This is a genomic window from Spirosoma sp. SC4-14, from assembly GCF_037201965.1.
Taxonomy (GTDB): Bacteria; Bacteroidota; Bacteroidia; order Cytophagales; family Spirosomataceae; genus Spirosoma.
In genome coordinates this window covers 873,710-885,872 of record NZ_CP147518.1, presented here as the reverse complement: position 1 = coordinate 885,872, position 12,163 = coordinate 873,710, and the positions used below count along the sequence as shown (strand labels likewise).

At 50.3% G+C, this 12,163-nt stretch carries 4 protein-coding genes; all 4 read right to left on the bottom strand.

Annotated elements, in window-relative coordinates; all coding sequences use genetic code 11:
- Positions 1-50: 50 nt before the first annotated feature.
- A complete protein-coding gene (locus tag WBJ53_RS03720) occupies positions 51-1,910 on the bottom strand; it encodes a glycoside hydrolase family 97 catalytic domain-containing protein (RefSeq protein WP_338874707.1) in 1,860 nt (619 codons plus the stop codon).
- A gap of 244 nt (positions 1,911-2,154) precedes the next feature.
- A complete protein-coding gene (locus WBJ53_RS03715; protein WP_338874706.1) occupies positions 2,155-6,744 on the bottom strand; it encodes a cellulose binding domain-containing protein in 4,590 nt (1,529 codons plus the stop codon).
- Positions 6,745-6,842: 98 nt separating this feature from the next.
- Positions 6,843-8,585, bottom strand: a complete 1,743-nt coding sequence (locus WBJ53_RS03710; protein ID WP_338874705.1) for a RagB/SusD family nutrient uptake outer membrane protein — start codon at positions 8,583-8,585, stop codon at positions 6,843-6,845.
- A gap of 19 nt (positions 8,586-8,604) precedes the next feature.
- Positions 8,605-12,162: a TonB-dependent receptor gene (locus tag WBJ53_RS03705; protein ID WP_338874704.1), complete on the bottom strand. Its 3,558-nt coding sequence runs from the start codon at positions 12,160-12,162 to the stop codon at positions 8,605-8,607.
- Between the last annotated feature and the right edge of the window lies 1 nt (position 12,163).

The window sequence follows — 12,163 nt, the reverse complement described above, 5'->3', positions numbered from 1 at the left end:
CTGCGAGGAAATAGACACAGCCCGGCAACTCATACCCTTGGTAAGTTCAATTAGTTTTTCTCCTCAATGATCATCGCCTGACCACCTTTTGCCTTTATACTAACCGGAAGCGTATCGCCCTGCTTTACGGCCACAACCCGTTTCTGAATCCCAGCCGACGCATCATCTTCGTAAATTGTGGCCTGATATTGTTTGCCCGATGCCAGAAAATGAAGCGGCAGTGATCCACTCCAGTCTATCAGGCCAGCCGCCGAACCGACGTACCACGTTGTACCCTGCCGCCGGGCCACGCTGATATACTTCCCGATCTCGCCCGCCAGATAATGGCTTTCGCTCCAGACAGTAGGCACACGTTTAAAGAATTCAATTTCGCCCTCATCATTGTAATCTGTTGGATTGCCATACCAGAAAATAGCCTGCAATGGACTGAAATACACCACTGAAAGTGCCAGTTGCTGTCCTTTGCTGACCTGTAACTTGGTCTTTAACAGGTTGTCGCTAAAGTAGCGGTTGGTATTCGGGTAACAGAAGGTATAGTCGGCGGCCCCAGCCAGAAAGCGGGTAAACGGCAATACGGTGTTATGAAATGCATCAGGATTATTCTCGTTCCCCCGAATACCTTCCTGGGTAAGTAAATTCGGATATACCCGGCTTAGGCCCGTTGGTTTGTAATTGTCGTGAATATCAAGAATAAACCCGTAATCAGCTACTTTTTTAATCGCTCCGGCCAGCCACGTAATGCCTTCCTGCGTCTGGCCGTCCACGAAACCGAATTTGAGTCCAGCTATCCCCCATCTTTTGTACAACGGCAAAATCTCATCCAGCCTGGCCCGAAGGGCAACACGATTTACGTACAGAATCACGCCAACCGGAGCGCCGGACCGCCCTTTCTCTTTTCCATACTGGATCACTTTCGGCATATCGATGGCTGGAATCACCTGCGTTGGGTCGGAGGTGGTGCGAAACTCGGCTCCGTACCAGCCCGCATCGAACATAATGTATTGCAAATTATGGCTGGCTGCAAAGTCGATGCAGTCCAATCCGCCCTGTGTGGTCAATGACGAACGGATCAGTTTTCCGGGTTTAATCCAGGTCGGAACGGTTTGGGCAATTGGTGTACAAAGCCGCAAAGGGAGGTCGCTAAACTGATGCAAACCGATGGCGGAAGTAGCCACGCTGACAGTTCGCCAGGGCGTTTGAAAATCCGCCGAGGTCTGAACGGAATCCTTATGAAAGGCAATCGCCAACGAATTTGAGACGCCCCCCTTCATCAATACCGCTTTTGTATAGCTTTGATTATCGGCTTCCCCAATCGACAGAAAAAAATGGCCGTTGGTCAGCGTTGCCGGGAAATCGCAGGTTTTCTGAAGCTCAGAAACGGCAATTGGTGTAAAAACGGACTCTTCCTTGTACTGGTAAATCGTATACTGATCCGTCAGGGCGAAGGTTGTATGTTCCTGACGGATGAGCCCGGTTTCAGTCGTTTTCTGCTTCGATAACCTATATCGAAATGCCACGCTGCCGTCGAACACACGAGCAATAACCTGAAACGGTACGGCTCCTGACTGGCAATCGAGCATTAGTTCGTTGTAGTTATTTTGAATGACATCGTTTTCGCCCAATGGCCACGCAAACTGTTCCTTATGGGCACTTTGATTCGCCTTTTTGATTACGGCATGTTCCCCAACGTTCTCCCCGTTCAATTGAAACCCAAGTACCGACCAGTTCAGTAGGGGCTCATTAGCGAACGAAATCCGATAAACCAGTAGGCCCCGCTCACTAACGGTCAGCTCTATACGCATTTTCCCGTCAGGTGAATTTGCCTGATAGAGTTTAGGTTTTGGCGCGGCCGTTGTTAACGAACTAGCCAGCAGCACAATCGATATGATCTGATAAAAGGTCGCGGTCATTTTATTTGAGAGGAGATAGACCTGCATCGGCGGACTGATGCAGGTCTATTCATTTAGTTTAAATCCCAGCAAACTACATACATAGCTAGTAGGTTGTTTTTTCCTGAAATAGTCGGTCTGCCATTACGCATACTCCTTTTTCAGGAAAATAACCAGCCAGGCTAAGAAGACTTAATAAAAACGGAGAAACCAAAGTTGGCCTCTCCGTCCTGGGCTGAACGCTGGCGGCAGTTGACAATCCAGCTTATGGCTTAATCAATTTGACACGTGCATTTTCGTTATCGGTTATTGCCCGCAGCAAATAAACTCCAGCCTGGCGACGCATTGGAATTGCCTGAGTCTGGCTACCCGCAGTTGGCTCAAGGACCTGTTCATACAACAGCTTACCATTCATGTCGGTCAACGTTACGGTAAGTTGTTTACCAGAAGCTCCGCCAATATGTATGATGGCTTCGTCTCCAACCACTGGGTTGCCCAGCACCGTCAGCGTCAGCGGGTCGTCGGTACGTTCGGCCGCGAGACGTGCACCCGATGCAGGTTCCGCTCCATAGATCAGTTGCCCTTTGTAGTAGATTGTTATGTGATCATTCTCAGCCACCGGACTGGCAGGCTTGTACGAATAATCGTTCGTTTCATTAAAGGTAGACCAGTCGGCTTTGGCAATCCGGTATTGGATATTTCCGGTAGTGGCCAACGGATACAACGTGCCAGCGCTCGGGTTTACCAACAGTTCGAAATAGGTATCGGCATTGGTACGGCTCAGATTTCGAACAAATTGCCCCGTTACATTGGAATTACCCAGCTTAGCATAATCAAGCCAATAATTTAGGCTCTGCGTGCCTTCTGCTGTGAACCAGTACCGAACCGACACCTCGCTATAAGCTACTGGTACGTTGCCTTCATTGTTAATTTTCAGATAGGTACTGATCGAGTTACTTGCCGTATTGGTGTTCTTATTTTCCGAATACACCTTTAGCTTAACCACCGGCGTAACGGCTTCGGGCTCCGTTCCCCAGATGAGATTACCATTACGGTAAAGCGTGATACGGTCGTTATACCCATAGCTCATCTGCACTTTATAGGAATAATCGTCGGTTTCGGTCAGAGCCGACCAATCCGTATTGGCAAAGCGTGTCTGAATCGGCCCTGAATTACCACCCGGCGCAAATGTCCCTGTTGCGGCAGTAAAGCTATATTCAATATAGCCGAAAGCGCCGTTACGAGGTTGATCCAGCGCCACGTATTTCATCATTACATTGCTGTCACCTAACTGTGCATAATCGACCCATGTATTGATTCCCGCATAGTTTTCAGCCGTAAACCAGTACCGAACCGTCAGTTCGTTGTACGGTACAGCCGTTTGGCCTTCGTTAACCAGTGTCAGATATGGTCGGACTACGTTATTAACAGTCTGGCCGTTATCACCATCCAGGTATTTCACTTTCACCAGTGTCGGCAGCGTCACAGTCAGCGGCTGATCAACCGACGCAGCAGGCGCATAGGTCGCATCACCACCCTGCAATGCCGTAATCGTCGTTTCCCCTGAACCTACCAGATGAATTTTCCCGTTGAAAATGGTTGCTACCGTCGTATTTGAACTGACGTAACTAACCGTCAGCCCGGAACTGGCCGTTGCACCCGGCTCGAAATCGGCCTCGCCTACTTTCCTGTTGGCCAGCGTGTTGAACGTAATAGTTTGTGAACGTTTCGGTATAACCAATGCAATATCATTACCAGTACCGCCTTGATACGTAATCTGGAAGCGTATATTCCCGACCTGAATACTACTACCTTCAGGCAGGTTTTTAAACGTTCCTGCTATGGGCGCATCAGATGTATTGTCGACGATAATGTAACTCGCTCCTATTGGTAGTTCGCTCGCCGTTCCCAGATCCCTGATACTTAATTCTGCACTGTTACAGGTGAACCCATTAGACACCAGTTTGTCGAACGTTTTATCACTGCTGTTTAATTCGAGTTTGTACGTAGCATCCGCGTTCAGTAGCATAGTGGCAGCGTTTGTAAATATACCGATTGAGCTACCCGGAGAAATTGAAGCGCCTTGACCTGTTCCACTACCAATCGTCACCGAAGCGTTCGTATTGCCGGTACCTGTTAATACACCATTTACAACCGAAATCGGACTGGCTAGTGAACCGTTTACTACCAGCGTACCGTTATTTACGGTTGTAATGCCTTGATATTCGTTTACGCCATTCAGCACCAGTTTTCCATCAACAACCGTTACGGTCGAATAATTAGGCGTTCCATTGATCGTCGTTGTGCCATTTTTAATAGACCCTGTAATGGTTTGAGTTCCTGTACCAACTTTTTCGAGGTTTACGCGCCCCTTATCGACAGCATCGGCAGTTGGACCCGAACCGATTGTTCCGTCAAACGTTCCGTCCTGATTATCGGCGCCAACCGCCAACGTAGAGGCTCCATTTGTCAGGTTGCTGCGCGAGATGATGTATGCGTCGGAGGTACCATCGAGCGCCCCGATAGTCTGCTTGTTGGCGTATAAATTCGCTCCATTGTAGACAAGAACGGCAGTAGCATCCGTACCCATCGTCAATCGGGTTGGAGGTAGCAATACGTTGTTCGCATCCGTCAGGCTGTTGGTTGTGTTGTGCAGTTCAATGGTTCCCTGGGTCAGATTGATGCCCCCCTGCAATCCGCTCCAGTCCATAGCCGCCTGTATGCGCAAGCCTGCATACGAACCGCTACCGCCGTAGATGGGTGTCATGATTTTCAGCCCCTGCGTGCCCATAATTTTCAGGGGAACACGGGAGTTATTGACAGCATTGCCTAAAAATAGCTTTCGGCCCCCTGTATTGATCATGTTGATCGTGGGCGTTCCCGATAAGGTCTGAAAGGTCAGTGTACCACCGTTCAATCCACTGGCCAGCGTCAATTCCGATGTACCGTTAGCCGCATACGTCAACGTGCCAATCGTAATGTTACCGTCGAGGGTTACCCCCCCAATATTGCCAAAGCTGCTGCTGCCAAAGGTAGCATTGGCCTGAACACCACCCGGAATCACTGAATTGCTCCAGTTGGTAGCTGTCGACCATTTCAGAAACCGATTGCCGGTTCCGTTGGCGATTGAGGTAGTGGCAACCGTGGCCGTTCCCCCTGGCCGCTGCGAAAGCTGAATCGTCGTCCCGTTGACCGCCACGACCGAATAAATAGTGTTCGCAACAAACCCTCCCGGAACGGTTCCCGTTAACCGCACCAGATCACCGACCACGAAGGTTTGTCCCGGCCAGGTCAAACTGGTACTGCCGGCGGTGGATGAAATCGTGGTTGTGGTGATACCGGCGGTATTTGTCCAGGTACCGTCCGTTACACCCGGGATCTGATTGACGGTTAGTGTTTGGTACACAATGGGAGCCAGATTGTACTGACTATTGCCCATCTGCTGCGCGATGATGGTTGTTGTTCCGGGCTTCGACACATGGATGGTACCGTCGGCATTGACAGACGCAACGACTGGGTTTGAACTCGAATACACGACGGGTAATCCTGAACTGGCGGTTGCCGCCGGGTCAAAGTCAGCGGCTCCAAATTCTTTGGCTGGAATTGCCGGAAATGTAATCGTCTGCTCATTCGGTTTTACAGGCTCATCGAGTGAGAAGGTCAAGGTACCAAAGCCTAACTGGTCGTAACCACCACTGTTAGGACCGAAATTGCCGCCACCGCCTTCCGGGCGGACAATTTGCGCAAAACGAGCTGAGTAGGGAGCCAATAAGCCTTTCCGATTGACATAGTGATTATAGACCAGTTCCCACACCGGTCGAAGATTACCGCGCCCATCTTCTGACACAATCGGCTGAACAACCCCAATGCAGTTGCTATAGGTTGTATAGGGCACTTCGTACCCCAGGTTGTATCTGGCAATGTATTCGAACCCTTTCAGGAGTCGGTTGTCGTCGTAGCCATACAAATCGTCGCCCTGGTTCCAGGCCATTTCGCAGAATGTTCCCGCCAGCGCTACACCCAATACCGTATGCCCCTGATCGCGGCCACTTTCCTGCCATTGACCCAACTCGCCAAATACATAAGGCACAACATTCTTAATTGACCCCATTCCGGCGCCATTTTTAAAATAGTCGACAGCTTCGTTGTAGATCTCGCGACGGTCGCAGAGCACCCCAATGCTGAGCATAGAGGCCATGTTACACAGATCCCAGTTCGCCCAATAGTTGCTGATGCAGGCTCCGTTGTGGTTGACCAGAAAATCGTGATTCATCGGATACCATACCGTCAGCATCCAATTCTGAAACCGCGCAAAATCGGCAGGAGCCCAGCCACTGTAGGAGCGCATAATTTCGGCAGCATTGGCCAGTTGATAACCCTGAATACCTGCCAGCAGGAATTTATCGGATGTACCGCTGATGGTTGTCATGCCTGCAGCCCAGGCGTTCAGAATGGCAATTGACTTTTCGGCGTAGGCATCATCGCCCGAGATTTTCCACCGTAACGCCGTTTGGTAAGCCGCAGCCGCATCGCGAAAAATAGACGCATAGTTTTCAGGGTTTGTCCCATCAAACCCTCTGTAGACTGTGGAAGGAATCGGATTGGTGAATGCCCTCGTCAGCGATGAATTCGAATTGGCTACCAGCACATCCCAACCAGCTTTCCAGGGCTGCGTCCCAGCTGTTACTTTACTTTTCATTCGGTCGAAATCGCTTTGTTTGTGCAGTAGCCCTGGGTGCACAAACGACTGTGCGTGAAGTAAGCTAAACGATACAAAAACCAGTACTAAAGGAATAAGAAACTGGCAGACAATACTAGGCCTGCCCCAACCAATGGGGAATAGAGTTAGCTTCATAACGATTTAGGATTTTTAGGAATGAAAAGGCAAAGACATAGCCAGGAACCACTTCAACCAAAGTGGTCCTGACAATACATCGAAGCAAAGGGGCCGATTTACCAGCCTGGATTTTGCTCCAGGTTCGGATTCAATTGCAATTGCTGTGAAGGAATGGGCCACAGGTAATTTTTCTCGCTGAAATTACGAGCGGCATCTACGATAATAACGCCATCGGCATCTTTAGCTGCCGACGCTCCCTGCGGATAGGTCGTCATGTATTCGGTACCGGCCCACTTAACGCCCAGCTCGGGTTTACCCAGTAGCTCAACGGCATTATGCCACCGCTTCAGGTCATCAGTACGGAATCCCTCTGCAAACAGCTCAACTGTCCGTTCCCGTCGAATTTCCGTGCGCATATCCAGGCCATTGGCCTGCACAAACTGATTGCTCAACGGCGGCATCGATTTATTGATACGCAGGCGCGTCAAATTCAATGACTTATCGAGGTCGGCATCGCTAATGCTACCGTTGCGTTCGAAAACAGCTTCGGCATAATTCAGCAATACTTCGGCATAGCGGATAACCGGATAGTCGTAGCCTTCTTCATAATCGGGTACCTGCCGTTCGGCAATCCATTTTAGAGCACCATAGGTAGCATTTGATCCGTAGATGGGTTTGAGCGCGTTTGCCAGATCGGCCGGGCCACTCACCCAATCGACCCGGTAATTGGCATTTCCCTGCCAGAACGGTGCTCCCGGTAAACCCATTGTGTAGCGCATCCGGGTCTCACGGTTCTGGTATTCGGAATTTACTTTGGCATAGCCCTGAAACAACGGCGACTTTTCGATTGGCAACCCATCTTTGCATAAATATAAATTAGCAAACGTACGGGTCGGGCTACCGGGCCCCGAGTGCGAAATATTGGTTCGGGTTTGTCGTAGCGTCTGGTCGTATCGATTCATCAGAATGTATTCGGTATTGGCCGATTTCTGAATATTGGCCGGATTCGATTTCTGGTTTTCGAGAATGAACATATACTTCTGTGCCGAATCGCCGAGCGCTGCGGGAGCAAACAACCGATACTGAGCACCAGTAATAACGGCCCCACTGGCCGAAATAGCAATGTCCAGCAAGGTATTGGCCCGCGCTCCATTGTTGCGAAATTTCTGCCAGGTACCTTCATACAATGCCACCCGCGACAGAAATGACTGAGCCGTTTCTTTATTGATCCGGCCTAGTTCGGCCGAGGTCTGGGCGGCTTTTGCGGGCAAATTGGCAATGGCATCGTTCAGATCCTGAATAATAAAATCGGCAACTTCGTCGCGGGTGTTGCGCGGAGCCTGTAGCTCCGACGAAGATGGGCCCAAAATTTTATTGACAATAGGCACACCACCGTAGAGTTCAAGGAGTTCAAAATAAACATAAGCCCTAAAAAACTTAGCTTCTCCAACGTATTTGGCAATATCGGCAGGCGTTGAATACGTAGTGGCTTTGTCGAGCAGGTAATTAATGACCCGAATGCGACTCCAGGCCCCGGTCGGAACACTGCCACTATAATTACTATTCCAGACGCCATCGGTGGTAGGCACCGTATTGGTTCCGCGGCTAAAGGGGTTCTGCCCACCTACAATATCGGAACGTACATCGGCATGAGGAGCATCGAAAATCACGTCGCTGAAGGTTCGCAAAAACAGATAATACTGATTGGCGGCCAGCATGAAATCGTTCGGAGTTTGCCAGTAAGCAGCATCCGAAAGCTGATCGAGCGGGTCTAATTCCAGTACTTTATTACAACTGGTTTGGGTCAGCGTCAATACACCAGCCAGCGATAATGTATAGAGAATTCGTAAGGGTTTCATAAACGAAAAATTTGGTCAATTAGAAAGTGAGATTCACACCTACTGTATGCAATCGATAGAAAGGATAGCGGCTTGTGGTAGCATCACTATTCGCCCGGCCAACGTTGCGCGTTGCTTCAGGGTCCCAGCCGTCCTTGATGTGTGAAATCTCCCACAGATCGTTACCTGAGTAGTAAATCCGAAGCCGATCGACCCGAATCTTTTTAATGATTGCCTGGGGTAGCGAATAGCCCAGCACCAGGTTTTTCAGACGCACGTAAGCGCCATTCTGTACCGACCAGTCCGAAATCTGATAGTTGTAGTTGTTATAAGTCGTACCATTCTGACCTGCCGACAGCACCGGATAATAGGCATCGGTATTAGTTGGGGTCCAGGTTTTGCCCACCCAGAAATCGGTTTGCCCCTGATAGATCGAGCCGAACGGTACGCGCCAGTTGCCCTCGCGGAAAATGGTCCGCTGGCCTACACCCTGAAAAACAGCCTGAAAATCGAAGCCTTTCCAGTCGGCCCCCAAGTTCAGGGCAAAGCTATAGCGTGGATCGTCGCGGCCCAGGTATTTCAGATCGCTCGGCGTAGTGAGTTTACCATCGCCATTCAAATCCCGGAACATGTTATCGCCCAGCCGTACACCGGGCACTTTCACGCTACCATCGGCATTAAAAGAACCAATTGGCATATTGATGTTGTTTCCGGCAGCCATTGCTCTCGTAGCGGCCAGTTGCTCTTCGGTCTGAATTCGTCCGGCATACTCCAGACCGAAATAAGAGCCGATTGGATACCCTTCAACCGCCGTGTTATAACCAGGGTTAATGATATTGGCCCCGCCATAGCTCAGCAGACGGTTCTGGTTGTCGGTCAAACTTCCTCCAATGCGGTAGTTAACCGATCCAACATGGTCGCGCCATTGAAGCGACATTTCCCAGCCCCACGTTTTCAGATGACCAATATTCCCGGCCGGCGCCGTTGCGCCAATAACAGCCGCATAGGTCTGTCCCAGCAGCATATTTCGGTTGTGCTTGATGAAGTAGTCGAAACTACCCGACAGCCGCCGGTTCAGCAAGCTAAAGTCCAAACCAGCATTCGACGTTTCGACGCGCTCCCAGGTTCGGTTCTGGCTCACCAGACTAGCTGTTGGCCCTACGTATACAACTGGGCTGGAGCCAATGATGGGAAAGCCCGAACTCGTTGCCCCCGATGTAGCAGCCACGTTGAGGAGTTGCACATAATCGTACAACCCAATACCGCTCTGGTTTCCTACACTCCCCCACGATGCCCGCAGCTTCAGATCGTTCAGGAAGGAAAGATTTTGCATAAACGACTCCTGCGATAGTCGCCAGCCCCCCGAGAATCCGTAGAAAAGCTGCCAGCGATTGGCCGCACTGAATTTTGACGACCCATCGTAACGCGCCTGGGCTTCGAACAGGTATTTCTGATTGTAGGCATAATTCAAACGCCCGAAGTAGGAACCAATGGCGTAATGACTCTTCGATTCCGAAACGGTTTTAGTTGTGTTATCGCCAATACCCAGATTCAGCGAGGGAACATTATCGTTGGCAATATTGGTTGTTTTGGCCCAGTATAAATTGGTTTCGTCACGCTCGTAGTTAGTACCCAATGTTACCGACACATCATGGCTCTGGTGGAAGGTTTTCTGATAGTCCAGATAGGCATTCAGGTTATAATAAGCATCTTTATTAAGTTGCCGCTGATAGTAGGAATTCGCCTGCGTTGGGTTGTCGGGGGCCTGAATTGTACCCAGATAGTTGTACCAGTGAATGACTTTCTGCTGAATTTTGGAATCCTGTGATAGCCAGTTATAACCGGCGGTCCCGATCAGTCGCAGGTTTTTGGCCAGGTTATAGGTCACCCGAAAATTGGTGTAGACCCGCGTGTTATACTCTTTGTTGTCGCCCCCATTCTGAGCCTGCCAGTTCGGACTATATTGAGTACCCCACGAATAGGGCTGGCCATTCTGACTAGACACCGGGAAACCCGGCTGTTGATACTGCCCCAGCACATTCCCCAGCAACGTTGGCTGAATGATGTCGTTTTTTTCGAGCGAAATATTGGTTTCCAGTTTAAGCCGGTCCGTGAATTGGTAATCGTGCGTAAACCGAAGGTTATAACGGCTGTTGGAGTTATTCCCCCATTGCAGCAAGCTACCATCGCGCAGATAACCGGCCGAAATACGATAGCCAGCTTTATCGCTCCGGCCCGATACGCTCAGGTTATGTTGTGTAGAGGTAGCACTTCCCCACAATACATCGACCCAGTTGCTGTTGAAAAAAGTCAGATCTTTCACATCTCCGAAACCAGGGTTCAGCGGGTTCGACGAAGGGGCAACGGTCTGACCATTGTAGGTCGTTAAGTCAATATAGCCGCTGGCAGGCGGATTAGCCATCAACAGGCCCAGCTTATACCACAAATTCGTAACGGGCGGCACGCCATACCAGTCGTTGGTGGTAGCATCGACCAGGCCCTGGCCAAACGTTTTCACATCAATCAGGTGCGGCTGTAAGCCGATGACTTTTTGCGAAACCGAGCCGTCGTACTGAATGGTAACTTTTCCGCTTTTCGCTCGTTTGGTTGTCACCAACACAACCCCACCAGCCGCCCGTGCTCCATAAATGGCAGCAGCGGCATCTTTCAGGAACGACATATTTTCAATATCGTTGGGGTTGATGGAATTCAGGGCACTGGAGCTGCTCACTGGCACACCATCGATCACAATAAGCGGTTCGGTACCATTGGTCGATGTGGCTCCCCGAATAGCGAAATTCCAGTTGGCTCGCCCCGGAGCAGCCGACGAACGGGTTACAATAACGCCCGGAACCTGTCCCTGCAAGGCCGACAGCGGGTTATCGACAACCCCGCGATCCTGAAACACCTTGTTGTCGATGGTTGCAACGGCGCCCGTCAGGGTGGCCCGCTTCTGCGACCCATAACCGACCACGACTACCTCGTCGAGGCCACGGGCTTCGCCTTTCAGTTGAATGTTGAGCGATGTTTGTTTGCCAATGACAATTTCCTGCCGTTCATAACCTACGAAGGAAAAAACCAGAATGGCATTTTCGTTGGGTACGGCAATTGTATATTTTCCGCTGGCGTCGGTGGTTGTGCCACGGGTGGTGTTTTTGATAGCTACCGTTACGCCCGGTAACGGACTATTTTTTTCATCTGAAACAACCCCACTTACCTGAATATCGGCAGGAGCCGAAGCCTGTTCCCGGACGGGTTCAGGAACTGCGCTTTGTGTGGCCGAACTCTTCAGAATAATCTGAGAACCCACTACTTCGTAAGTCAGATGCAGTGGTGTTAAAAGTGTGGTCAACACGTCTGAAAGCGGATGGTTCTGCACGCTTAAACTCACTTTCCGATCAGACCGAATCAATTGCGGACTGTAAATGAATTTTACGGAAGCCAGCTTTCCAATTTTACGGATAGCCTGCTCCACCTGCTGATTCTCGATCGTAACCGAAATTGGCCGGTTTAAGATCTCCTGTCCTTTTCCGTCGAAGGCCAGCACCAGGCTCGAACACCAAGCCAGTATGAAGACCTGATAAAATGCTGTTCGCATG

Bases quoted from the DNA above. Each gene is read 5' to 3' on its own strand.
- WBJ53_RS03720 (WP_338874707.1), bottom strand. From the start codon at position 1,910: ATGACCGCGACCTTTTATCAGATCATATCGATTGTGCTGCTGGCTAGT.
- WBJ53_RS03715 (WP_338874706.1), bottom strand. From the start codon at position 6,744: ATGAAGCTAACTCTATTCCCCATTGGTTGGGGCAGGCCTAGTATTGTC.
- WBJ53_RS03710 (WP_338874705.1), bottom strand. From the start codon at position 8,585: ATGAAACCCTTACGAATTCTCTATACATTATCGCTGGCTGGTGTATTG.
- WBJ53_RS03705 (WP_338874704.1), bottom strand. From the start codon at position 12,162: ATGCGAACAGCATTTTATCAGGTCTTCATACTGGCTTGGTGTTCGAGC.